We start from the raw sequence: 22,632 nt of genomic DNA, 5'->3' as shown, positions 1-22,632 counted from the left end.
ACAGGACGTGAATTGGCGATATTTGTGAGGCGATATGAAACAATCGGATGGCGTTATTCTTTGTAAAAATTTTATCAATGATTTTATAGACGAATATCTAAAAGGCAATATTTATGCCTTTTATGACTTTGACTTTGCTTCTCTACGCCAAGACAAACGATTTGGTTGTAATAGTCGCGGTTTTGATTGTGATGATACAAACTTAACACGAGCAATATGTTTTATACTATGGGGTGAGATATTTCCTGATTTGACTGTGTCCGACATTGGTACAGGACAAAAGTATCGAGGTGATACGTTAAATACATTTAATACGGTTTTTGGTTCTTATTTTCCAGAGCAACACTCCTGTGTTGGAATAGAAAGAAGCAATGCTTCTGAAAGTTTACGTGTATTGGCAAATAAATTTCATGCCGCCTATCACTCAATAGGAAACTTTATTCTTTTGCCCAATATTGCTGAAACGGATAAAAAGCGGGCTTATACGCTGAATACTTATCGAGGAATAGCTTATAAGGATTATTTTGATTTATTTTTGAGCCGCTTAGGTACCTGCTTGACTTCTACCAATGGCGATAAACATTTGATTGCGTTAATCGACCGAAACGAATTTTTCTTTTCTTGGCTGCAAACAAACGGCGGGTTAAAGTATCTTAGTGAGTTATGTTGGTTAGAAGATTATTTTGCCGATGATAGGCCACAAGATATTTTTTCGCCGTATGTGTATTGTTTAAGGAAAAAACAGGAATGGACAGATTTTGAAAAACTGTATTACATAGAATACGTTGAAAAATATTTGATTACGGCAATGTCTATCATTAAAAATCGTGCAGCGAAAATGATAGAGCAACTCTCTATAAAATGCCGATAGATAACAATAATAAAAAGAACGTAAGTCGAATATTTGACTTACGTTCTTTTTGGCGCACCTTAAGGAGTTCGAATCCCTAGCCTTCGGTTCCGTAGACCGACGCTCTATCCAGTTGAGCTAAAGGTGCATAAGATTTTGAATACCATATAATTATATCAAAATAAAAAAATTTGTCAATGGTTTTTCCGATATCTTACTAAAAATGCTAAAAATTTTCAAGGGTTATGAACAGATGTTTGGGTTATTGTTGATAACGTTTTCGATTTGGTCCGTTGAAAATACAATAATCGGGGCGTAATTTGTAAAAATATGGATAAAATGTGGACTGGTGTGTAGAAATTGTGGATAACTTTTTCGATCGCTGTGATTTTAATCACGACCTTTTCATTGACAAGACTTTTTAATGGTGGATAAGTGTGGATAAACAGCAGTTTTCCACACTTATCCACAAGGTTATGCACAGCGCTTTGTAAAAAATATGGCTTAATCGTTCGGGAACAAGACGGTTTTTCGGAAATGTGGATAAAATGAATTGTAAAACCGCAAATTTGGTGTTATAATATAAGAGGAAGAACATTCCGAATCAATCGAAAAATAAGGAGATAGAAAGATGGCTAAAATCACGGAAAATACCTTGATCGCGGATTGCATCAATATCAATCCCGAATCTCCGCGCATCCTCATGTCCTACGGTATGCATTGTCTGGGCTGCGCGATGGCGCACGGCGAAACGATCGGCGAGGCGGTCAGCGTGCACGGACAGGACCTTCAGGAACTTTTGGAAAAATTGAACGAAGGCGTCGAAGAATAATCGAACGGAAAGCGCGATATCATCGCGCTTTTTTGTTGGGGGGGACGATGCGATTTCATAAAAACATGGCGTTGCTCGCGCTCGAACAGTCTGCGGGCATGGCGGCACTGTATGCGGCGTATTTCGTCGGACTGTACTTTCCGCGCTGGCTGAATATTACGCTTGCGGTCCTTTTGGGTGCGTGCGCCTTTATCGGCTGTCTGGTCTGTTCGGAAAAGGGTAGGGAAGACGGCTTATTTCTCTTTCCCGTAATCTTTTCGCTGGCGGCGGGCCTTTCGGTCGCCGCATATTTCTGCCGCGTCGGAAACAACTTTTTCGGCAACTATCCGATCCTGCTCTTTTGTCTGGGCGCTATATTGCTCAACGGCGCGTTCCTTTTTGCCGATTGGGGGAACGGTAAGGCATTTATCGTGCAGAATGTTCTCTCTTCGCTCGTCGGTTTGTGCGTGCTCGCTTTTGCTGTCTATTGCTTTTGTAATTGGAACGCTTCCTCGCATGCGTTGATGTTCCGCGAGGGCGCGTTCGCGATGCTCTTTCTTTTTATCGTCATGGCGGGCGAGGGCTTATATTTATGGACGGGCGGCGATTTCCGCCATAAAATGAACCTGTCCTTCTGCGCGGCGTTTTTCGTCGTTCTGTTCGTGGTCCTTTTAATCATTACGGAAGGCGACGCGGCGGACGCTCTGGACGGTTTTGTTCCCGAAGGCGTCGGAAAAAATAAATTGAACAAATACAGGTGATAAAATGCACGAGATCCGTCAGGAAGACGTTTTGAAACTGAAAAAAATTTTCGAAAGTTCCAGGCGCGCGGTATTTTTCGGCGGCGCGGGAGTGAGTACGGAGAGCGGGATCCCCGATTTCCGCTCTGAGGACGGACTGTACAGACAAAAGTTCAAGTATCCGCCCGAAACGATCTTGTCGCATACCTTTTTTCTGCGGCATACAGAAGAATTTTTCGATTTTTATCGGGAAAAGATGTTGTTTTTGGACGCGCGGCCCAACGCGGCGCACTATAAGATTGCGGCGCTCGAAAGCGAGGGGAAACTTGCGGGCGTCATCACCCAAAATATCGACGGGCTGCACCAAAAAGCGGGCAGCAAAACCGTGCTCGAATTGCACGGAAGCGTGCACCGCAACCATTGCGAGGCGTGCGGCATGGGATATCCCGTTCAGAAGATCGTAAAGAGCAAAGGCGTGCCGCGCTGCGTCTGCGGCGGCGTTATCAAGCCCGATGTGGTGCTCTACGAGGAGCCTCTCGACTCCCGCACGACGGAGCGCGCCGTCGGTCTTATCCGCGCGGCGGACAATCTGATCATCGGCGGCACTTCGCTCAACGTGTATCCCGCGGCGGGACTCGTGCAGTATTTCCGCGGCGAGAATATCGTGGTCGTGAACCGCGGCGAGATCCCCGTGCGGGGCGCGGTTTTCATTGACGCGCCCATCGCGCAGTTGTTTTACCAATGTTAAAATAAAAATGAAAAGGGACGGCGTTGCTGTCCCTTTTCATGTATAGGCTCGTTTAAGCAAGATTTTTCAGATAAATATAATTAAATTAAAAAAACAGTTGACAAATAATATTTTACGAGTATAATAATATTTAAGGAGGTGCGCAATTGGATTTGACCAATATTGTTTTGGAAATGCAGGAGAGGATCATTAAACTCGAAAAAGAAGTTGCTTGGCTGAATGAACAGATTTCATCGAAATCATTGGGTATTGATGATTTTATTTTGAAAAGAGAAGAATCTTCGGATAAATCGGAGGGAAACAAGGATACAGTTAACAAGGTGAGAATGCGGGATAAAACCCGTTATTTGTACGACGACTCGGTCTATTTGAAAAATCACTTAGTTTTAGCGATCGTTCGTGATTATGTGAATAGAAATTCTCCGCTTACGCGAGAAGAGTTAATGCAAGCATTTCCGAAGCGTTTACAGGGTTCTATAGGCGTTGTCGTCAATATCGAAAAAGCAAAAATTCGCGGGGATTATAATTTACGATTTTTTACGGATGAAACCGAGATTCTTCACCTCTGTGACGGAGAAATGGTCGTCTGTTCGCAGTGGGGTATTGTTAATATACCATATTTTATTGAACAGGCGCGTCTTCTTGGTTATAAAATTACAGAAATTAAACAAAAAGGAGAAAATAAATGACAAACAAAAAAGCATGGGAAATTTTCGATGAATTACGAATTGAAAACGGCGAACCTTTTGAAACGCAAAAGATAGGAGAAACTGTTTGCGTTGTTCGACAAGGTATGAGGGACAATATAAAAATTTTGCTTGATGCTGAAAAAGGACTGTTTTACTTGGGCAGCGGCAAGCAAGGAGAATGGAAACAATTCAATTTTGATATCAGCGATGAAGAAGATTTTATAACTTGTGCTGAAAAAGTAATTGCTGAAACAGTAAAGCAGTTGAACAAAAAAGGAGTTATTCATCGTGGCGACGTGTTTACCGTTTCTACGAATGCACAACTTTTGAATTTGTTGCTAGGTAAAAATATGCGCGGATATATGAAATGTATATATGGTCTTACAGACTCTTATGCGCTTTTAATGCATACTTTCAATCAGGTAACGCAAGCAGGTTGGCTCAATCGGGAACTGGAAGACGGGACCGTCATTGAACAGTTTGTAGGGAATAAAAAAATTTTTAAAGCGCACGAAGGTCTGCCCGATAATCGTTACAGGGCATTATTTGAAAAACGTAGGGAAAAAGGGGTTTTCATTTTTAGGGGAGTATATAGGCTTTCGGATAAGAGTACCTCTAACAGACGTGTTTGGACTAAGGTTTGCGATCAAACAAATTTATTTGATTTTTGACATTACGGAGTAAAACATGAAAGCGTTATTTTTAGATATAGACGGAGTAGTTTGTTTACATAACGAGGCGACAGGACTGAATTGGGGTAAAGGCAATGACGATTTTTTCGATGCAGATTGTTGTCGGAGGTTGAAAGAAATTATTGATATCACAGGATGTAAAATCGTGCTTTCCAGTTCTTGGAGATTGTTTCCTGAAAGCATACGTTTAATGTTTAAACAATTTAAGCCTTACGGGATAACCCGCGAAGATTTTCTCGGCAAAACTCCTTCGCTGCAAGATCGGGGTGATGAAATTTTGGCGTATATTAAAAAACATCCGCAAATAGAAAAATTTGTGGCCTTGGACGATGAAGAATATAACAGTTATGCGTTTCCGTATGGTCGGTTGCTTTTGACCAAAGAAGAGAGCGGGATAACAGAAATGATTAAAAATAAATGTATACAAATGTTGATTTAAGGTATCTTAAATCTTTGCTTAAAAAAGAAAGTGCGGGGCGCGGTTTTCATCGCCGCGCCCATCGCGCAACTCTTTTCCATGTGCTAAGCGATAAAAAACAGGGAGAAACAGGCATAAAAGCCCGTTTTTTCCCTGTTTTTCTTAAAAACATATGAAATTTTGATTGACATATCTTGACGGATATGGTATTATAGTTAAGCTGTGTAATAGGGTAGAGACGTAAAGTTACTTTAATTGATTTAAGGTCGCGAGGATAAAAACAGCACAATCGCGCCTTTTTTCAAAGATAATTTACGTTGACAAATGTGAGGGTATAACCCTTGCGACTAACCGGAGGACAGCCATTCAATATTTTATATCGAATGGTTTTTTATTTTTTGAATTACTTCGACACACACGGCGCAGTTGATACAAAGTTAGTATAAAAACGGAGGAAATCAAACATGGCAGGACAAAAAATCAGAATCAAACTCGCAGCATACGACCACGAACTCGTCGATTTGGCGGCGCAGCGTATCGTGGACACGATGAGCAAGAGCGGCGCGAAGATCAGCGGACCCATTCCGCTGCCCACGGAAAAAGAAGTGGTTACCATTCTCCGCTCGCCCCATAAGTACAAGGACAGCCGCGAGCAGTTCGAGATCCGCACCCATAAGAGAATCATCGACATTTATACCCCCAACGCAAGGCTCTTGGACAGCGTCCATCTCCCCGCGGGCGTAGACATCAAGATCAAACTGTAATCTCTTACATTATTATATATATAGGACAACCCGGCAAATAATACTTTGAAGAAAGGTATTGAGATAAAAAATTTTAAGGAGTGAACTTTATCAATGAATAAAGCAATCATCGGTCGTAAGGTAGGGATGACCCAGATATTTACCGCCGAAGGAAAAGTGATTCCCGTGACGGTAGTAGAGGCTGGCCCGTGCCCCGTAGTGCAGATCAAAACGGTGGAAAAGGACGGCTATGCCGCTTTGAAACTGGGCTTTGACGAGACGAGCGAAAAGAGGGTGAACAAACCCGAGCTCGGACAGTTCAAGAAAGCGGGTGTGAAACCGCAGAAAGTGTTGAAAGAATTCCGTTTGAACGACTTGTCCTCGTATGAGGTCGGCAAGGAAGTTACGGTCGAAGTTTTCAAAAACGGCGACAGGGTCGACGTTGCGGGCACCTCCAAGGGCCACGGATTTACGGGCGTCATCAAGAGATGGAACCAGCACCGCTTAAAGGAAACGCACGGCGTAGGCCCCGTTCACAGAGAGGTCGGTTCTTTAGGTTCGATCAATCCCGCCAGAGTGTTCAAACTCATGCATATGCCCGGCCAGTACGGTCACGAAAGAGTCACGGTGCAGAACCTTGAGATCGTCAAGGTAGACGCCGCGAGAAACGCACTTTTGATCAAAGGCGCGATTCCGGGGGCTAAGGGCAGCGTCGTAACCGTTTGCGACAGCGTCAAAGCCAAATAAGGAGAGAGAAAAACATGCCTAGCGTAAAGATATATAAAATGGACGGCTCGGTTGCGGGCGAAATGCAGTTAAGCGACAAAGTATTCAACGCGGAGTACAACGAGCCTTTGATTCATCAGGCGGTCGTTGCCCGCCTTGCGAACGAAAGACAGGGCACGAAGAGCACGCTCACGAGGACGGAAGTCCGCGGCGGCGGCGCGAAACCCTGGAGACAGAAAGGAACGGGCAGAGCGCGTCAGGGCTCCATCCGCGCGCCGCAGTGGATCAAGGGCGGCGTCGTGTTCGCTCCCAAGAGCCGCGATTTCTCCAAAAAGATGAACGTGGAAGCCAGACGCGGCGCACTGTTCTCCGCGCTTTCCAAAAAAGTGGCGGACGGCGAACTCATCGTCGTGGACGAATTCACCGTCAGCGCTCCCAAGACCAAAGAAGTTGCGAAATTCCTCGACGCTCTCAAATTGGACAAACGTACCCTCGTGGTCATGGATACAAACGATGCGAACGCGATCCTCGCGAGCCGCAACATCGCAAAATTGAGCACCCTGCCCGTCGCGCAGATCAATACGTACGACGTGGTCGCGAACGCGAAAGTCGTTCTGACCAAGGGCGCCGTAGAGAAAATTGAGGAGGTTTACGGAGCATAATGAACGCCGAAGAAATCATCATTAAGCCCATACTCACCGAGAAAGGTTACGACGGCATCGCCGATAAGAAATATACCTTCAAGGTCGCGAAAGGCGCGAACAAGACCGAGATCAAAATGGCGGTCGAAAAGTTGTTCGGAGTCAAAGTAGAAAGCGTAAACACAGCCAACGTAAGCGGAAAGTTAAAGAGAATGGGAAGAAGTCAGGGAATGACCTCCGCCTATAAGAAAGCGATCGTACAGCTTACCAAGGACAGCAAACCCATCGAGTATTTCAGTTCGCTGTCGTAACCAATCAATTCGGAGGAAATTCAAAATGGCTATAAAGAGATATAAACCGACGTCTTCCGCGCGCCGTTTCATGACGGTGTCGTCCTACGAAGAGATTACCGAGGTCAAGCCCGAGAGAAGCCTTGTCGAGGACATGAGAAAGACGGGCGGCCGCAACAACACCGGTAAGATCACGGTAAGACATATCGGCGGCGGCAACAGAAGAAAGTACCGCATCATCGATTTCAAGAGAAATAAAGACGATATTCCCGCAAAGGTCAAGAGCATTCAGTACGACCCCAACCGCAGCGCGAACATCGCTCTCCTGCAATACGCCGACGGCGAAAAGAGATACATTCTCGCGCCCGTTGGTCTCAACGTGGGGGACGAAGTGGTGAGCGGCGCGGGCGCGGACATCAAGGCCGGCAACTGCCTGCCTTTCGAGAACATTCCCGTCGGCACCATGGTGCACAACATCGAACTGAAACCCGGCCGCGGCGGCCAGGTGGCGAGAGCCGCAGGTATCTCCGCGCAGTTGATGGCGAAAGAGGGCGCCTACGCGACCTTGAAAATGCCCAGCGGCGAAATGAGATTGGTTTCCATCCGCTGCCGCGCGACCATCGGGCAGGTGGGCAACGTCGAGCACGAGATCGTGCGCGTCGGAAAAGCGGGCAAGACCAGACATATGGGCATCAAACCTACCGTGAGAGGCTCCGTCATGAACCCGAACGATCACCCGCACGGCGGCGGCGAGGGCAAAAGCCCCGTGGGACGTCCCGGCCCCGTTACGCCTTGGGGTAAACCCGCTCTCGGCTATAAGACGAGAAAGAAAAAGAATGTCAACGATAAGTTCATTCTGAAAAGGATCAATTAGGAGGAATATCGAAAATGAGCAGAAGCGTTAAGAAAGGCCCTTACGTTGAAAGCCGTCTTCTGGGTAGAATAGAAGCGCTCAACGCGGCGAACGAGAAAAAGGTTTTGAAAACATGGTCCAGGGCATCTACGATATTCCCGCAGATGGTAGGGCATACCATAGCCGTGCACGACGGCAAAAAGCACGTCCCCGTCTATATTACCGAAGACATGGTGGGCTGCAAACTCGGCGAGTTTGCCCCGACCAGAACCTTTAAGGGGCATGCCGGTGCGAAGACGACCGGTAAGAAGTAAGGAGGCACAACCAAATGGCAACCAATACACGTGAAAAGACCAAGAGAATCGCGGAAAACAAGGACAAACGTCCCTATGCGACCGCAAGACATATCCGTATGTCGCCTTACAAGGTAAGAAGAGCTCTCGCCTTGATCCGCGGCAAGAGCGTGAACGAGGCCGTGGCGCTTTTGGAGTACGCGACCGTCATTTCCGCCGAACCCGTGAAAAAAGTCGTGCTGTCCGCCGCGGCGAACGCCGAACACAATTTCGGCATGGACAGGGGCGATCTGATCGTGGCGGAGGCTTATGCCGACCAGGGGCCCACTTTAAAGAGAATGAACCCCGTTTCCAAGGGCAGGGCGCACGCCATACTCAAAAGAACCAGCCATATCACGGTTGTGCTTGACGTAAAGAGTAAGTAAGGAGAATTCGGAATGGGACAAAAAGTTAATCCGCACGGTTTGAGAGTCGGCGTCATCAAAGGTTGGGATACTTCATGGTATGCCGATAAGAAGGATTTCGGCAAATATCTCAAAGAAGATTACGAGATCCGTAAATTCATTAAAAACAAATATTACAGCGCTGCGATCAGCAAGATCCTCATCGAGAGGGCTGCCAACCGCATCGTCGTCACCGTTTTCACGGGCAGGCCCGGCGTTCTGATCGGAAAAGCCGGCTCCGAGATCGAAGTGATCAAAAAGGATCTTTCCAAGATCACGGACGGCAAAAATATCGTCATCAACGTGACCGAGGTCAGAAAACCCGATTCCGACGCGCAACTCGTCGCGGAAGGCGTCGCGCAGCAGTTGGAAAAGAGAATGTCTTTCAGAAGAGCGATGAAACAGGCCATCGGCCGCGCCATGCGTTCGGGCGTGAAGGGCGTTAAAATGATGGTCAGCGGCAGATTGGACGGCGCCGAGATCGCGCGTTGCGAGCAGTATCACGAAGGGTCCATTCCCTTGCAGACGCTGCGCGCCGACATCGATTACGGTTTTGCGGAAGCGCACACCACCTTCGGCGCCATCGGCGTCAAGGTCTGGATCTACAAGGGCGAAATCCTCAAAGCCGTGAAGGCGAACGAAGGAGGCGAGGCATAATGTTAATCCCGAAGAGAGTGAAAAGAAGAAGACAGCACCGCATCAAGGTGTGCGGTAAGGCCCACAAGGGCAATAAAGTCGCGTACGGCGAATTCGGGCTGGTCGCGGAAGAAGGTTCCAGGATCACTTCCCGTCAGATCGAAGCCGCGCGTATCGCAATGACCAGATTCATCAAGCGCGGCGGACAGGTATGGATCGATATCTTCCCGCACCAGCCGATCACGCGCCATCCCGCCGAGTCCCGTATGGGTTCCGGTAAAGGCGCCGTAGAATACTGGGTCGCCGTGGTGAAACCCGGCAGAGTGCTCTTCGAAATGGCGGGCGTTCCCGAGGACGTGGCGAGAGAAGCCATGCGCCTTGCGGGACATAAACTCCCCATTAAGACGAAATTTATGGTCAAGGGCCAAGTCAATCCCGTGACGGGGGAGATGCCCGAAGGCGAAGAAATTATTAAGGAAGGCGGTGAAGGTTAATGAAAGGAAAAGAACTTCACAACATGACGAACGAAGAACTCAGTTCCAAACTCGGCGAACTGAAAAGCGAACTTTTCAACCTTCGTTTCCGTCACGCATCGGGTCAACTTGACAATCCTATGACGATCGCATCCGTCAAAAAGGACATCGCGAGGGTGAATACCGTCATTCGCGAGAGAGAATTACAGTCGAAGGGTTAAAAAGGGTCGTAATCATGGAAAGAAATTTAAGAAAAGAAAGAGTCGGGCTCGTAGTGTCCGACAAGATGGATAAGACGGTCGTCGTTGCCATCGTCGATAAAAGAAAACATCCTCTCTATAAAAAGACCATTACCACCACGAAAAAGGTGAAAGCCCACGACGAAGCGAACGATTGCGGCGTCGGCGACAAGGTCAGGATCGTAGAGACGAGAAAACTCAGTAAAGACAAATGCTGGAGAGTTGCCGAAATCATCGAGAAGGCGAAGTAATAATATAAGGAGATAAAGCCAAATGATACAACCACAGACAAGGCTTAAAGCGGCAGACAATTCGGGTGCCAAAGAGCTGATGTGCATCAGGGTTTTGGGCGGATCGTTTCGAAAGAGCGGCAACATCGGCGACGTCGTCATCGCAAGCGTGAAAACGGCAGTTCCCGGCGGCGCCGTCAAAAAGGGCGAAGTCGTCAAAGCGGTCATCGTCAGAACCAGCAAAGGCATCAGAAGAGCGGACGGTACGTACATCAGATTCGATGACAACGCCGCCGTTATCATAGACAATCAGAAACAGCCGAGAGGGACCCGTATCTTCGGACCCATCGCGCGGGAATTGAGAGAGAAAGACTATATGAGAATCATCTCCCTCGCTCCCGAAGTGCTGTAAGGAGGACATCATGAACGTAAAATTAAACGATAACGTACTGGTGATCGCCGGCAAGGATAAGGGCAAGATCGGCAAGGTCGTTTCCACTTCTCCCAAAGCGGGCAGAGTTACGGTGCAGGGCGTGAACCTCCAGAAAAAGCATAAAAAGGCGAGAAAAGCCACGGAAGTGAGTTCCATTGTCGAGAGAGAGGGCGCCATCGACGTTTCCAACGTGATGGTCGTCTGCGATAAGTGCGGCAAGGCGACGCGCGTGAAGCACACCATGCTCGAAGTGGACGGAAAAATGAAAAAAGTCAGAGTGTGCAAGTGCGGCTCCGTGCTCGACAAGACGTATAAAAAGCAGGCGAAAGCAGCCGCCAAGACCGAGGAAGCTCCCAAGAAGAGAACCAGAAAGAGAACCGCCAAGAAAGAAGAGACGGTTTCCGAAGAGAACAAGGATTGAGGAGCGGAGGATAACGTAAATGGCAGAAAAAGTTTATAAGAACAGAGTCAAGGAGAACTACGAAAAAGAAGTAGTGCCTTATCTTGTCAAAAAGTTCAACTATAAAAATGTGAACGAAGTTCCCAAACTCGTGAAAATCGTCATCAATTCGGGCCTCGGCGACGTGAAAGACAACGCGAAGAGCGTTCAACTCGCGCATGACGAACTGAAAACCATCGCGGGACAGAAACCCGTGATCACCAAGGCGACAAAATCGGTTGCGAACTTCAAGGTCAGAGAGGGCATGAACATCGGTTTGAAAGTCACGCTCCGTTCCGACAGAATGTACGAGTTCTACGATAAATTCGTTTCCATCGCGCTCCCCAGAGTGAGAGATTTCCGCGGCGTGAATCCGAACTCCTTCGACGGCAGAGGCAACTATGCCTGCGGCGTCAAAGAGCAGCTCATCTTCCCCGAGATCTCCTACGATCAGGTAGAAAAGATCCGCGGGTTCGATATCTGCTTCGTGACGACCGCCAAGACGGACGAAGAGGCGAGAGAACTTCTCGGGGCAATGGGTATGCCCTTCAAGAAATAAGGAGAACGAGAACATGGCTAAAAAATCAATGATCAACAAACAGCAGAGAACGCCCAAATTCTCTTCGCGCGCATATACGAGATGCAGCATCTGCGGCCGTCCCCACGCGGTACTCCGCAAGTATGGGATCTGCCGTATATGTTTCCGCAATTTAGCGTACAAGGGTCAGATCCCCGGCGTTAAAAAGGCGAGCTGGTAAGGAGGCACATCATGACAGATCCGATTGCAGATATGCTCACAAGAATCAGAAACGCGCTCACCGCGAAACACGAAACGGTGGAAATGCCCGGCTCCAACATGAAGCGGGCGATCGCGGACATCCTTCTCAAAGAGGGATACGTGAAAGACGTAAAATACGTAGACGATAACCTTTCGGGGAAAATCGTCATCACTTTGAAATACAGCGAGGGCAACAAGTCGGTCATTTCGGGCCTTAAAAGGGTATCCAAACCCGGCCTGAGACATTATTCCGGCGCGGAAAAAATGCCCAAAGTGTTGGGAGGCTTAGGAACCGCTATCGTTTCCACTTCCAAGGGAATCATGACAGATAAGCAGGCGAAGGCTGCCAACGTGGGCGGCGAAGTGCTCTGCTTCATCTGGTAAGGAGGCAGGCTTATGTCGAGAGTAGGAAGAGCTCCCGTAGCGATTCCCGCGGGCGTCACGGTCGAAGTCAAGGATAACGTCCTCGCCGTCAAGGGCCCCAAGGGCGCGCTCACGCAGGAAATCGATCCCAAAATTACCGTCAGCATCGAGGCAGGTCACGCGACCGTTTCGAGAGCGGACGACAGCAAAGAACTGAGAGCGAAACACGGTTTGTACAGAGCGCTGTTGCAGAATATGGTCAACGGCGTGACGGCGGGCTACACCAAGGGGCTCGTCATCAACGGCGTCGGCTACAAAGTTGCCAAACAGGGCAATAAAGTCGTGCTCAACGTCGGGTATTCGCATCCCATCGAGTTTGCGGAAGTCGAGGGCATCAAACTGGATTGCCCTACCCAGACCGAGATCACCGTTTCGGGTATCGATAAGGTGAAAGTAGGTCAGATCGCCGCGAATATCAGGGCTATCAGAGAGCCCGAGCCTTACCACGGCTACGGAATCCGCTATAAGGACGAAGTGATCGAACGTAAGGAAGGAAAGACGGCGGGCAAGTAAAGGAGCGTAAAATATGATTTCTAAATTAGATAAAAACGCAGACAGACTGCAAAGACACGCGCGTGTCCGTAAAAAGGTGTTCGGTACTTCCGAACGTCCTCGGTTCAACGTATACAGAAGTCTGAATCACATTTACGTTCAGGTGATCGACGACGTAAAGGGCGTAACGCTGATCAGCGCGTCTACCATGGAAAAGGCTGTGAAAGAGCAGATCAAAGACATGAACAAGACGGACGCCGCCAAAGTCGTAGGCATGACCGCCGCAAAAAAGGCGTTGGAAGCGGGCGTTTCCGAAGTCGTTTTCGACAGGGGCGGATACATCTACACGGGACGCGTGAAGAGTGTTGCCGACGGCGCCAGAGAAGCCGGACTTAAATTCTGATTAGGAGTACAGTTAAATGGCAAGAGATAATAACAGACCTCAGAGAAGACAGGAAGAGAACGACGGGCTGATCAAAAAACTCATTCAAGTCAACCGCGTTACCAAAGTCGTAAAGGGCGGAAGAAATATGCGTTTCGCGGCGTTGGTCGTTGTCGGCGACGGCAAAGGCAAAGTCGGCGTGGGCTCGGGAAAAGCGAACGAAGTTCCCGAAGCCATCGAAAAGGCGACCGCGCAGGCGAAAAGAAACATGATCGCCGTTCCCATGGTCGCTGCGAGCATTCCTCACGAAGTGCTGGGCAAGTTCGGCAGGGGCGCCGTTTACATGATGCCTGCCGCCGAAGGTACCGGCGTGATCGCGGGCGGCCCCGTCCGCGCCGTCATGGAAGCCTGCGGGATCAAAGACATCCGTACGAAATCTCACGGCACGCAGAACCCCATCAACTGCGTCAAGGCTACCATCGCGGGCCTTGCGGATCTGAAAACGGTCGAGCAGATCGCCGCGCTCCGCGGCAAGACGCCCGAAGAGATCCTGGGTTAAGGAGGTATTTTTCATGGCACAAGTGAAAGTTACATTGGTAAAGAGCACCATCGGCAGCACCGAAAGCGTGAAAGGCACGATCGCGGCGCTGGGGCTCAAAAAAATACGTTCCTTTAAAATACACGAGAACACCCCCGCTTTTCAGGGACAGATCAAAAAAGTGGCGCATCTCGTGAAAGTCGAAGAAGTGTAAGGAGTCATTATGAGAATAGATACGATACAACCCGCAATCGGTTCCAATACCCCCGCAAAGAGATTGGGCAGAGGTATCGGATCCGGCTTGGGCAAGACGAGCGGCAAGGGACATAAAGGTCAGTGGGCGCGTTCGGGCGGCGGCGTAAGGCCCGGCTTCGAAGGCGGTCAGACCCCCATCCACAGAAGACTTCCCAAACGCGGCTTCAATAACCGGTTTAAAAAAGAATACGTGATCATCAACCTCGGCGCGCTCGCGTCGGTAGAGGCAGGCACCGTCGTCGATTACGAATACGTAATGGCGAACAAACTCGCCAAACAGGTGAAAGATAACTGCGGTCTCAAAGTTCTCGGTTCGGGCGAACTCGGCGCGGCGATCACCGTGAAAGCGGCTAAATTCTCCGCCTCCGCAAAGGAAGCGATCGAGAAGGCGGGCGGTAAGGCGGAAACCCTTTGATCTTCTGCGCCCCGCGGGCGCGGAAACGGTAGCCTTACCACGATTAAGGCTTTGATACCCAAATTAGGGAGGACAAGATGTTCGAAACTTTAAAAAACGCTTTTAAAGTAAAAGAAATCAGAAAAAAGATCTTCATCACCTTGCTGATTTTGCTCGTTTACCGAATCGGCTGCTACATTCCCGTTCCGGGACTGGACAGCGCTCTTTTTTCCGACGCGGTCACGAACAATAACTTTTTGAATCTTATGAACAGCGTCACGGGCGGCGCGCTTTCCAGCGGTACGCTCTTCGCGCTCGGCATCGGGCCGTACATCAACGCGTCCATTATCATGCAGTTGCTCTGCGTGGGTATCCCCGCGCTCGAACGGCTGTCCAAACAGGGCGAAGACGGCAAGAAAAAGATTTCCCAATATACCCGTTACCTCACGCTGCTTCTGGCTATCGTGCAGGCTATCGGCATCATCATCAACTTCGGCTCGCAGCAGAACGCGATCAAAAGCGAATACTTCTTCGATCAGCAATGGCTCGCCTACGTCTTTATGGTCATCGTCTACACGGCGGGCGCGTCGATCACGATGTGGCTGGGCGAGCGCATCACCGAATACGGCGTCGGCAACGGTATCTCCATGATCATCTTCATCGGTATCGTTTCTTCGGCAGGCACCGCGATCATCAATAAAGTTTCCAGTGCATTCGGCGCGACGTTCGATTTCGACCCCATTTTGCAGGTCATCATTTTCTGCGCCCTCACGGTCATCATCTTCACGCTCATCGTCACGGTAGATCTGGCGGAACGCCGTATCCCCGTGCAGTACGCGAAGCAGGTCAAGGGCCGTAAAATGTACGGCGGCCAGTCCACGGTCATCCCCATCAAGATCTCGGGAAGCGGCGTTATGCCCCTCATCTTCGCGTTCGCGATCATTTCCTTCCCCGACCTCATCATGGGCTTGTTCTGGCCCGACAGCGGCTCCTATAAGTGGTATCAGGCGAACATCAGCGGTTCGGGCGGCACGCTCAGTTGGCTGTACGTCATCATTCTTTGCCTGCTCATATTCGCGTTTTCCTTCTTCTATGCGCAGTTGCAATTCAATCCCGAAGACATTTCCAAGAGCATCCAGCAAAACGGCGGGTTCATCCCTGGCATCCGTCCCGGAAAACCGACTGCGGACTATCTGAAAAAGATATCCAACCGCATCACGTTATTCGGCGCGATCTTCCTTTCGCTGGTCGCTTTCGTACCCTCGTTCGTCGTCAGTTTCTTTGCGAGCCAGGACCTCGTAAACGTATTCTCAACGACAGGTATCCTCATCGTGGTATCCGTCGCGCTGGAATTCGACAAACAACTGCAATCGCAGTTGATGATGAAGAACTACAAAGGGTTCTTGAAGTAAAATATGACTTTCCGCACGCGGACAGCGCCGCGTGCGGGACTTAAATTCCATTCGGAGGCGGTATGAACATCATTCTTCTCGGCGCACCCGGCGCGGGAAAGGGCACACAGGCTACGAAAATTTCGGAAAAATACCGTTTGCCCCACATTTCCACGGGGGATATCTTCCGTGATAACATCAAAAGGCAGACGCCCGTAGGTCTTCTCGCGAAATCCTATACGGACAACGGTAAACTCGTCCCCGATGAGGTGACGTGCGAGATCGTAAAGGGCAGGCTGGAAGCGGACGACTGTAAAAACGGATATCTTCTGGACGGATTTCCCCGCAATCTCTTTCAGGCGGAAACGCTGGAAAGTTTCTCCAAAGCGGACGCAGTGCTGAATATCGACGTCGATCTGTCCCTTCTGATGGCGCGTCTGTGCGGCAGGCGCGTCTGCAAGGATTGCGGCGAAAGTTACCACGTGGATTTTCTCGGCGGCAAGACGGTTTGCGAACGCTGCGGCGGCGAACTGTATCAGAGAAAGGACGACAACGAGGAAACGGTGGGCAATCGTCTGAAAGTGTACAGCGAACAGACCGCGCCGCTCATCGCGTATTATTCCGAGCGGAACGTTCTTTTGAATATCGACGGCGTCGGCGCCATCGACGAAGTTTTCGCCAGAATCGTCGCCGCGCTGAAATAAGCGGTAACGGTCATGATTTTCGTCAAAACGGAACAAGAGATCGATCTGATGCGCGAACCCTGCCGCATCATGCGCGACGCGCTCGATTATCTGGGAAACCAACTGAAAGCGGGCATGACGACGGCGGATGTGAACGCGCTCGCGGACGACTATATCCGCTCGCGGGGCGCGATCCCTTCGTGCCTCGGGTACTGCGGCTATCCCGCGTCCGTCTGCGTTTCCGTCAACGAACAGGTCGTGCACGGCATTCCCGGGGAGCGGATCATCCGCGACGGGGATATCGTCAGTCTCGATTTCTGCGCGTATAAAAACGGATATCACGCCGACGCTGCGCGTACCTTTCTGGTCGGCGACGTCAGCGAGGAAAAGCGCCGTCTGGTCCGCGTGACCGAAGAGTGTTTTTTCAAGGCGGTCGAAAACCTGAAAGCGGGCACGCCGCTCTACGATATCGGCGCGGCGGTGCAAAAGCACGCCGAGTCCAACGGATATTCGGTGGTGCGCGCGCTCGTAGGACACGGGATCGGCAAAGAAATGCACGAAGATCCGGCCGTTCCCAATTTCGGGAAAGCGGGCACGGGCGTACGGTTAAAGGCGGGCACGGTGCTCTGCATCGAACCCATGATCAACATGGGCGGCTATCAGGTGGATTTTCTTTCCGACGGCTGGACGGTGGAAACGCGCGACAAACAGCCTTCGGCACACTACGAAAACACGGTAGTGATCCGGGAGGACGGCGTGGAGATTCTCACGTTATAGCCGGACAAACGGGAGAACGCACATGAAAGTAAAAGACCCTGTCATAGGCGGAGCGGCCGAGAGCCTTTCCGGCAGAGACAAGGGGAGACTGTATATCATCGTCGCGGCGGAAGGCGAAAGGCTTTCTTTGGCGGACGGGAAATACAGGAAACTATCCAACCCCAAACATAAAAACAGCAAGCACGTCAGGCTGATGCCGTTCTTTTTCCCCGAGATCGTAAAGAGAGCGGGCGAAGGCAAGGATGCGAACAGCGAGATCAGAGCCGCGCTCAAACGATTGAAAACGGGCGGCGAAAACAATATTTAGCGGAGGGAATATTATGTCCAAAGACGACGTAATCGAAGCCGAGGGCAAAATCGTGGAAGCACTTCCGAACGCAACGTTCAAAGTACAACTTTCCAACGGTCACATTATCACGGCGTATATTTCGGGAAAACTTCGTATGAACTACATCCGTATCATCGAAGGCGACACCGTAAAGCTGGAAATGAGCCCGTACGATCTGACCAAAGGCAGGATCACCTGGCGCAGTAAATCGTAAAAGCACCCGTTTGCGGGCCGTAAAAACAGCAAATTTCCAATTTTAAATAATCATCGGAGGAACGAAAATGAAAGTAAGACCGTCAGTGAAGCCTATGTGCGACAAATGCAAAGTTATCAAGAGAAACGGCAAAGTTATGGTTATTTGTTCCAAGAACAAGAGCCACAAACAAAGACAAGGCTAACACGAAAACAATCTCGGGTGCGGCAGGCGTCATTCCACGCCGTATGCGCGCGCCGGAATGAAATATATACGAAAAATTCGAAACATTACAAAATCAAACGGAGGTCAAACGACATATGGCACGTATTGCCGGTGTAGATTTACCCAGAGAGAAGCGGGTTGAAATCGGACTTACCTATATATACGGTATAGGTTTAACTACGTCGCATCAGATCCTCGAGGCTACGGGCATCAATCCCGACACGAGAGTGAAAGATCTTGATGAAAACGACGTCTCGAAACTGAGAGAATATATCGACCATAATTTAAGAGTGGAGGGCGAACTTCGCGGAGAAGTGAACCTGAATATCAAAAGACTGATGGAGATCGGCTGCTATCGCGGAATCCGCCACAGAAAGGGATTGCCCGTGAGAGGCCAGAGTTCCAAGAGAAACGCGAGAACGAGGAAAGGTCCCCGTCGTACCGTTGCGAAGAAGAAGAAATAATCGAAGGAGGACAACATAAATGGCAGCAGCTACGAAAAAAGCTACGGCAACCAGAAGGCGCAAAGAGCTTAAAAAAGTTGATAAAGGTCAAGTTCACATCCAGTCCTCGTTCAACAATACTTTGGTTACCATTACCGATATGAGCGGCAACGCGATCTCCTGGTCGAGCGCGGGTAGCCTCGGTTTCAAAGGTTCCAGAAAGGGTACCCCGTTTGCGGCGCAGCAGGCGAGCGAAACGGCGGCGAAAGCGGCAAAAGAACACGGCCTTCGCAGCGTCGAAGTTTTCGTGAAGGGCCCCGGCGCAGGCAGAGAATCCGCCATCCGCGCGCTGAGCGCATGCGATCTGGAAATCACCATGATCACCGACGTTTCTCCCATCCCTCACAACGGATGCAGACCTCCCAAACGCCGCAGAGTATAAAAAAGGAGAAAAATAAATGGCAACGTACAGAGAAGCGAAATGTAAACTTTGCAGAAGAGAAGGCGCCGCTCTTTACTTAAAGGGCGAGAGATGCTATTCTTCCAAATGTCCTTTTGTGCAGGCCACGGGCGACAAACTGCCCGGCAGTCATAAGAGAAGGAGTTCGTTTGCCCCCGGACAGCACGGTCAGGGCAGAAAGAAAGTCTCCGAATACGGCTTGCAACTTCGCGAAAAGCAGAAGACCAAGAGAATTTACGGCGTGCAGGAAGGACAGTTCAGACAATATTACGAGACCGCGGACCGCATGAAGGGCATTACCGGTGAAAACATGCTCTCCCTGTTGGAGCGCCGCCTCGACAACGTTATTTACAGAATGGGCATCGGCGCGAGCCGTGCGCAGGCAAGACAGTTGGTCAACCACGCTCATTTTTCGGTGAACGGCAGAACGGTGAATATCCCGTCTTATATCGTGAAAGCGGGCGACGTGATTGCCGTGAAAGAAAACAGAAAAAACACCAAATATTTCGAGCAAATCAAGACCATGAAAGTCGGCAATATGCCCAAATGGTTGGAATTTGACCCCGAAAAACTGGAAGGAAAGATTTTAGCGCTCCCCGTCAGGGAGGACATCGACAGCCAGATTGCCGAGCATATGATTGTCGAGCTGTATTCCAAGTAATCGGAATACCCTTAATTTTTAGGAGGTAAAATTCCCATGATCGAAATGGATATGCCCAAAATCGAGGTGGAGGAAAACGAAGAGAAGAGCTATGCGAAAATCGTCGTCGAACCCCTCGAAAAGGGTTTCGGTCTTACGATAGGCAACTGCCTGAGAAGGATACTCCTTTCGGCGCTGCCCGGTGCGGCAGTGCAAGGAATCCGGTTTTTCCCCGACGGGCTGGTCAAACACGAGTTTTCCGCCATCCCCGGCATCCGCGAAGACGTCACGGAAATCATTCTGAACTTAAAGACGCTCGCCATCAAAACGGCGGTAACGGAAAAAGATTATCTGAAAGTTCTGCACGTCTGCAAAGAGGGTCCCGCCGTCATTACGGGCGCGGACATCGAGCAGGACGCGGAAGTCGAGATCATCAATAAAGACCAATACATCTGTACGGTGGACGAGGGCGCAAAACTCGATATGGAAGTGACCGTCGGCAGAGGCAGAGGTTACAAGGGCGCAGGCTCCAACAAGAACCAGGTCATCGGTTATATTCCCGTAGATTCCATCTATACCCCCGTCAAAAAGGTAAACTATAACGTCGAGAGCACCCGCGTGGGGCAGAGTATCGACTACGATCGGTTGGTTATGGAAGTCTGGACGAACGGCGCGTTTTCCGCGAAGGAGATCGTTTCGCTCGCCGCCAAGATCATGCAGGACCACATCTGCCTGTTCGTCAATTTGAGCGATTCCATCAAGGGTATGGATATCCTCGTCAAGAACGAAGACGATAAGCAGCAGCAAGTCCTCGCGATGGCGATCGAAGATATGGACTTGTCCGTACGTTCGTACAACTGCCTGAAGAGAGCCAACATTCACACAGTAGAAGATTTAACCAGAAAGACCGAGGAAGAGATGCTGAAAGTCCGCAACCTCGGAAGGAAATCCTTGGACGAAGTCATTCTCAAACTGGAATCTTACGGTCTTTCATTAGAAAAAAAGGAGGATTAAGTTATGCCGGGAAAAATGGGCAGAACGACCGAGCAGAGAATGGCGATCTTGAGAAACCAAGCGTCCAACCTTCTCTGGTACGGTAAAATAGAAACGACGAAAGCGCGCGCGAAAGAGTTGCGTTCTTACGTTGAAAAGATCATCACCGACGCCATCAATACCTATGACGACGTGATCGAAACCAAACAGACCAAACTCGTCAAAGAGACGAAGGGCAAAAAGACCACGGAAAAAGAAGTGGAGATCACCGTAGTGAAGGACGGCCCGAAGAAACTCGCTGCGCGCCGCAAGATCATGAGCAAATTGTACGATTTGCAGGAGATTAAGGGCTTTAACGAGAGCAAGTCCGCGTACAAAGCGAGAACGGAAGAGATCGCGCATCCGCTCGTGGAAAAACTCTTCAACGAGATCGCTCCCAAATATGCGCAGCGCAACGACGAAAAGAATTGCGCGGGCGGTTATACCCGCATCATGACGCTCGGCGAACGCCGCGGCGATGCGGCCGAAGTCGCCATCATCGAACTCGTATAATTTTTTCGTATATACAAAAAAGCCGACCTTATAAAGGTCGGCTTTTTGTCTTTCTTTCTATTTTCTGTCGGTGCAGTAATCGTATATCACGCGCACGAACACGCTCTGCGAGCGATCGGGGTCGAGCGCGTTTTTATATTCCTCGAAAGGCGAGTTGAGGCTCTCCGCAAAATTTTTCTGCACGGCTTCGGGCAGGGCGAATATATTTTTTATGCGCCAGAGCGAACTTAAGTTTGCGATCGTCTGTTCGTCCTTTTTTTCAAAGGCGCCGAGCGCCTGCGAATATTCGCGGGCGAGCCATTCGGGCGCGTATTTTTTCAGCAAGGTTTCCGTTTCCGTATGCGGGAGGGGCAAACGGAAAAATCCTTCGTATCCACACGGTCCGTCGGAGAATTCTTCCGGTTCGTTGAGTTTTTCCGACAGGCGCACGATGCTGAGCAGCAGCGAATCTTCGTCGGACAGTGAAAACATGACGTTTTTTTCGTGCAGGAAATTGCCGCAGAGGGAGTAGAGGTCGGGGAATTCGGGATCGCTTCCCGAAGATACGAGTACGTCCCTGTCTTCTCTCGCCAGTTCCGCGAAAACTTTTCTGTGTCTTTCCACGCTTCCGAGAATATAGGGCACGGTGGATACGGGACGGACACAGCGCGCGTCCGCGCTTTGAAAGACGATGCGCGCCTCTCCCGAAGTACATTCCAGATCGTATTCGTACAGCCCGTCCGCGCGGCGGTACAGTTCACGGTCGAGAAATTGCACGACATCCGCAGGGCGGAGATCGGCGTGAAATTCCGCAACGCCGCAAAACCGCAGTTCGATGTCGCCCGCGCTCTTTTTGATCGTCAAAAGCACCTCGTCTTTGGCAAAAGAGGGCTGCGCCATGTCGTCGTCGTGATAGTCTTCGAACAGGGCGCGGTCTTTCAGCGCGGGAAAATCCCGATAGTTTTCGCCATCGAAAGGGAGAAGCCCCTCGGCCGCGATCGCCTCATCCAGCTTTTGTCGCATAGCTCGCTTTTCGGCAGCGATCGCTTCGAAAATCTCTTCGTCGATTTTGCAGCGTCGGATAAAGCCGTGCGGCGTATAAAAATAGCGCGCGATCTCGGGAGAAAAACTTTTGCGGATGAGCGATTTGTTTTCCTTCAAAATGTGCTTTACTTCTTTCCGCCAGTATTTTTTCATTTCCGCGTCCGAATTTCGCGCGGAAAAATTCTGAAACGCATCGTTCTCACCGATGAAATAAAAAACGGAAAGGGCTTGCAGCGCGTCACGGCGCATCCATTTTTGCATAGATTTCTCCATTG

Annotated in this window: 40 protein-coding genes and 1 tRNA gene; 39 read left to right on the top strand and 2 right to left on the bottom strand. The window is 49.9% G+C overall.

Features of this window, described 5'->3' with window-relative positions:
• Positions 1–34: 34 nt before the first annotated feature.
• Positions 35–871, top strand: a complete 837-nt coding sequence (locus ESZ91_RS02635) for a hypothetical protein (RefSeq protein ID WP_129223850.1) — start codon at positions 35–37, stop codon at positions 869–871.
• A gap of 50 nt (positions 872–921) precedes the next feature.
• Here ESZ91_RS02635 and ESZ91_RS02630 read toward each other — a convergent pair.
• Positions 922–998: transfer RNA gene (locus tag ESZ91_RS02630), tRNA-Arg, on the bottom strand.
• A gap of 483 nt (positions 999–1,481) precedes the next feature.
• Here ESZ91_RS02630 and ESZ91_RS02625 point away from each other — a divergent pair.
• The 38 genes from ESZ91_RS02625 to ESZ91_RS02440 all read left to right on the top strand — a co-directional run bounded on the left by ESZ91_RS02625 (position 1,482) and on the right by ESZ91_RS02440 (position 21,334).
• Complete coding sequence (locus tag ESZ91_RS02625) at positions 1,482–1,682, top strand: DUF1858 domain-containing protein (RefSeq protein ID WP_129223848.1); 201 nt, start codon at positions 1,482–1,484, stop codon at positions 1,680–1,682.
• Positions 1,683–1,729: 47 nt separating this feature from the next.
• A complete protein-coding gene (locus ESZ91_RS02620) occupies positions 1,730–2,422 on the top strand; it encodes a hypothetical protein (RefSeq protein ID WP_129223846.1) in 693 nt (230 codons plus the stop codon).
• Between the two features lie 4 nt (positions 2,423–2,426).
• Positions 2,427–3,149 carry an NAD-dependent protein deacylase gene (locus ESZ91_RS02615; RefSeq protein WP_129223844.1) on the top strand — a complete coding sequence of 241 codons (723 nt, stop codon included), beginning with the start codon at positions 2,427–2,429 and terminating at the stop codon, positions 3,147–3,149.
• A gap of 146 nt (positions 3,150–3,295) precedes the next feature.
• Positions 3,296–3,838 (top strand): hypothetical protein, encoded by a 543-nt coding sequence (locus ESZ91_RS02610; protein ID WP_129223842.1) that lies wholly within the window; start codon positions 3,296–3,298, stop codon positions 3,836–3,838.
• The gene (locus ESZ91_RS02605) at positions 3,835–4,509 is read left to right on the top strand and encodes a hypothetical protein (RefSeq protein ID WP_129223839.1); all 675 of its coding nucleotides are present in this window, start codon (positions 3,835–3,837) and stop codon (positions 4,507–4,509) included. Before ESZ91_RS02610 ends, ESZ91_RS02605 begins: the two co-directional genes overlap by 4 nt.
• 16 nt (positions 4,510–4,525) lie before the next feature.
• Positions 4,526–4,969 carry an HAD domain-containing protein gene (locus tag ESZ91_RS02600; protein ID WP_129223837.1) on the top strand — a complete coding sequence of 148 codons (444 nt, stop codon included), beginning with the start codon at positions 4,526–4,528 and terminating at the stop codon, positions 4,967–4,969.
• Between the two features lie 443 nt (positions 4,970–5,412).
• Positions 5,413–5,712: a 30S ribosomal protein S10 gene (gene rpsJ, locus ESZ91_RS02595; protein WP_129223835.1), complete on the top strand. Its 300-nt coding sequence runs from the start codon at positions 5,413–5,415 to the stop codon at positions 5,710–5,712.
• A 93-nt stretch (positions 5,713–5,805) separates the two neighbouring features.
• Positions 5,806–6,438: a 50S ribosomal protein L3 gene (gene rplC, locus ESZ91_RS02590; protein WP_129223833.1), complete on the top strand. Its 633-nt coding sequence runs from the start codon at positions 5,806–5,808 to the stop codon at positions 6,436–6,438.
• Positions 6,439–6,452: 14 nt separating this feature from the next.
• On the top strand, positions 6,453–7,079 hold the full coding sequence (gene rplD / locus ESZ91_RS02585; protein ID WP_129223831.1) for a 50S ribosomal protein L4: 627 nt from the start codon (positions 6,453–6,455) through the stop codon (positions 7,077–7,079).
• On the top strand, positions 7,079–7,369 hold the full coding sequence (gene rplW / locus ESZ91_RS02580) for a 50S ribosomal protein L23 (protein WP_201270839.1): 291 nt from the start codon (positions 7,079–7,081) through the stop codon (positions 7,367–7,369). The genes rplD and rplW overlap by 1 nt, the downstream gene beginning before the upstream one ends.
• Positions 7,370–7,394: 25 nt before the next feature.
• Positions 7,395–8,222: a 50S ribosomal protein L2 gene (gene rplB, locus ESZ91_RS02575; RefSeq protein WP_129223827.1), complete on the top strand. Its 828-nt coding sequence runs from the start codon at positions 7,395–7,397 to the stop codon at positions 8,220–8,222.
• A 14-nt stretch (positions 8,223–8,236) separates the two neighbouring features.
• Entirely contained in the window at positions 8,237–8,515 is a 279-nt protein-coding gene (rpsS, locus tag ESZ91_RS02570; protein WP_129223825.1) for a 30S ribosomal protein S19, read from the top strand.
• Positions 8,516–8,529: 14 nt separating this feature from the next.
• Positions 8,530–8,919, top strand: coding sequence for a 50S ribosomal protein L22 (gene rplV / locus ESZ91_RS02565; protein ID WP_129223823.1), 390 nt, complete (start codon positions 8,530–8,532; stop codon positions 8,917–8,919).
• A gap of 12 nt (positions 8,920–8,931) precedes the next feature.
• Positions 8,932–9,594: a 30S ribosomal protein S3 gene (gene rpsC, locus ESZ91_RS02560; RefSeq protein ID WP_129223821.1), complete on the top strand. Its 663-nt coding sequence runs from the start codon at positions 8,932–8,934 to the stop codon at positions 9,592–9,594.
• Entirely contained in the window at positions 9,594–10,067 is a 474-nt protein-coding gene (gene rplP, locus ESZ91_RS02555) for a 50S ribosomal protein L16 (RefSeq protein ID WP_129223819.1), read from the top strand. Before rpsC ends, rplP begins: the two co-directional genes overlap by 1 nt.
• A complete protein-coding gene (gene rpmC / locus ESZ91_RS02550; protein ID WP_129223817.1) occupies positions 10,067–10,267 on the top strand; it encodes a 50S ribosomal protein L29 in 201 nt (66 codons plus the stop codon). The genes rplP and rpmC overlap by 1 nt, the downstream gene beginning before the upstream one ends.
• Before the next feature lie 14 nt (positions 10,268–10,281).
• Complete coding sequence (rpsQ, locus tag ESZ91_RS02545) at positions 10,282–10,536, top strand: 30S ribosomal protein S17 (protein WP_129223815.1); 255 nt, start codon at positions 10,282–10,284, stop codon at positions 10,534–10,536.
• A 22-nt stretch (positions 10,537–10,558) separates the two neighbouring features.
• Positions 10,559–10,927 (top strand): 50S ribosomal protein L14, encoded by a 369-nt coding sequence (gene rplN / locus ESZ91_RS02540; RefSeq protein WP_129223813.1) that lies wholly within the window; start codon positions 10,559–10,561, stop codon positions 10,925–10,927.
• A 10-nt stretch (positions 10,928–10,937) separates the two neighbouring features.
• The gene (rplX, locus tag ESZ91_RS02535) at positions 10,938–11,369 is read left to right on the top strand and encodes a 50S ribosomal protein L24 (protein ID WP_129223811.1); all 432 of its coding nucleotides are present in this window, start codon (positions 10,938–10,940) and stop codon (positions 11,367–11,369) included.
• A gap of 19 nt (positions 11,370–11,388) precedes the next feature.
• Complete coding sequence (gene rplE, locus ESZ91_RS02530) at positions 11,389–11,946, top strand: 50S ribosomal protein L5 (protein ID WP_129223809.1); 558 nt, start codon at positions 11,389–11,391, stop codon at positions 11,944–11,946.
• Between the two features lie 13 nt (positions 11,947–11,959).
• On the top strand, positions 11,960–12,145 hold the full coding sequence (locus ESZ91_RS02525; protein WP_129223807.1) for a type Z 30S ribosomal protein S14: 186 nt from the start codon (positions 11,960–11,962) through the stop codon (positions 12,143–12,145).
• Positions 12,146–12,156: 11 nt separating this feature from the next.
• Entirely contained in the window at positions 12,157–12,549 is a 393-nt protein-coding gene (rpsH, locus tag ESZ91_RS02520; protein WP_129223805.1) for a 30S ribosomal protein S8, read from the top strand.
• 12 nt (positions 12,550–12,561) lie between these two features.
• Complete coding sequence (gene rplF, locus ESZ91_RS02515) at positions 12,562–13,101, top strand: 50S ribosomal protein L6 (protein ID WP_129223803.1); 540 nt, start codon at positions 12,562–12,564, stop codon at positions 13,099–13,101.
• A gap of 13 nt (positions 13,102–13,114) precedes the next feature.
• On the top strand, positions 13,115–13,483 hold the full coding sequence (rplR, locus tag ESZ91_RS02510) for a 50S ribosomal protein L18 (RefSeq protein WP_129223801.1): 369 nt from the start codon (positions 13,115–13,117) through the stop codon (positions 13,481–13,483).
• Positions 13,484–13,499: 16 nt separating this feature from the next.
• Positions 13,500–14,021, top strand: a complete 522-nt coding sequence (gene rpsE / locus ESZ91_RS02505; RefSeq protein ID WP_129223799.1) for a 30S ribosomal protein S5 — start codon at positions 13,500–13,502, stop codon at positions 14,019–14,021.
• 13 nt (positions 14,022–14,034) lie between these two features.
• Positions 14,035–14,214, top strand: coding sequence for a 50S ribosomal protein L30 (gene rpmD, locus ESZ91_RS02500; protein ID WP_129223797.1), 180 nt, complete (start codon positions 14,035–14,037; stop codon positions 14,212–14,214).
• A 9-nt stretch (positions 14,215–14,223) separates the two neighbouring features.
• Positions 14,224–14,670, top strand: coding sequence for a 50S ribosomal protein L15 (gene rplO / locus ESZ91_RS02495; protein ID WP_129223795.1), 447 nt, complete (start codon positions 14,224–14,226; stop codon positions 14,668–14,670).
• A 77-nt stretch (positions 14,671–14,747) separates the two neighbouring features.
• Complete coding sequence (gene secY / locus ESZ91_RS02490) at positions 14,748–16,061, top strand: preprotein translocase subunit SecY (protein ID WP_129223793.1); 1,314 nt, start codon at positions 14,748–14,750, stop codon at positions 16,059–16,061.
• 62 nt (positions 16,062–16,123) lie between these two features.
• Entirely contained in the window at positions 16,124–16,744 is a 621-nt protein-coding gene (locus ESZ91_RS02485) for an adenylate kinase (RefSeq protein ID WP_129223792.1), read from the top strand.
• Between the two features lie 12 nt (positions 16,745–16,756).
• Positions 16,757–17,500 (top strand): type I methionyl aminopeptidase, encoded by a 744-nt coding sequence (gene map, locus ESZ91_RS02480; protein ID WP_129223791.1) that lies wholly within the window; start codon positions 16,757–16,759, stop codon positions 17,498–17,500.
• Positions 17,501–17,522: 22 nt separating this feature from the next.
• Entirely contained in the window at positions 17,523–17,807 is a 285-nt protein-coding gene (locus ESZ91_RS02475) for a KOW domain-containing RNA-binding protein (RefSeq protein ID WP_129223789.1), read from the top strand.
• Between the two features lie 13 nt (positions 17,808–17,820).
• On the top strand, positions 17,821–18,042 hold the full coding sequence (gene infA / locus ESZ91_RS02470; RefSeq protein WP_129223787.1) for a translation initiation factor IF-1: 222 nt from the start codon (positions 17,821–17,823) through the stop codon (positions 18,040–18,042).
• A gap of 67 nt (positions 18,043–18,109) precedes the next feature.
• The gene (gene rpmJ, locus ESZ91_RS02465; protein WP_129223785.1) at positions 18,110–18,226 is read left to right on the top strand and encodes a 50S ribosomal protein L36; all 117 of its coding nucleotides are present in this window, start codon (positions 18,110–18,112) and stop codon (positions 18,224–18,226) included.
• A gap of 115 nt (positions 18,227–18,341) precedes the next feature.
• The gene (rpsM, locus tag ESZ91_RS02460; RefSeq protein WP_129223783.1) at positions 18,342–18,710 is read left to right on the top strand and encodes a 30S ribosomal protein S13; all 369 of its coding nucleotides are present in this window, start codon (positions 18,342–18,344) and stop codon (positions 18,708–18,710) included.
• 19 nt (positions 18,711–18,729) lie between these two features.
• Positions 18,730–19,131 (top strand): 30S ribosomal protein S11, encoded by a 402-nt coding sequence (gene rpsK, locus ESZ91_RS02455; RefSeq protein ID WP_129223781.1) that lies wholly within the window; start codon positions 18,730–18,732, stop codon positions 19,129–19,131.
• 16 nt (positions 19,132–19,147) lie between these two features.
• Complete coding sequence (gene rpsD / locus ESZ91_RS02450; RefSeq protein ID WP_129223779.1) at positions 19,148–19,810, top strand: 30S ribosomal protein S4; 663 nt, start codon at positions 19,148–19,150, stop codon at positions 19,808–19,810.
• Between the two features lie 36 nt (positions 19,811–19,846).
• Positions 19,847–20,803, top strand: a complete 957-nt coding sequence (locus ESZ91_RS02445; RefSeq protein WP_129223777.1) for a DNA-directed RNA polymerase subunit alpha — start codon at positions 19,847–19,849, stop codon at positions 20,801–20,803.
• Positions 20,804–20,806: 3 nt separating this feature from the next.
• Positions 20,807–21,334, top strand: coding sequence for a bL17 family ribosomal protein (locus tag ESZ91_RS02440; RefSeq protein WP_129223775.1), 528 nt, complete (start codon positions 20,807–20,809; stop codon positions 21,332–21,334).
• A 57-nt stretch (positions 21,335–21,391) separates the two neighbouring features.
• Here ESZ91_RS02440 and ESZ91_RS02435 read toward each other — a convergent pair whose 3' ends face one another.
• Positions 21,392–22,618, bottom strand: coding sequence for a hypothetical protein (locus ESZ91_RS02435; protein WP_129223773.1), 1,227 nt, complete (start codon positions 22,616–22,618; stop codon positions 21,392–21,394).
• Positions 22,619–22,632: the final 14 nt, after the last annotated feature.

The organism is Candidatus Borkfalkia ceftriaxoniphila (assembly GCF_004134775.1).
Taxonomy (GTDB): Bacteria; Bacillota; Clostridia; order Christensenellales; family Borkfalkiaceae; genus Borkfalkia; species Borkfalkia ceftriaxoniphila.
This window is presented reverse-complemented; position numbering and strand designations above follow the sequence as displayed.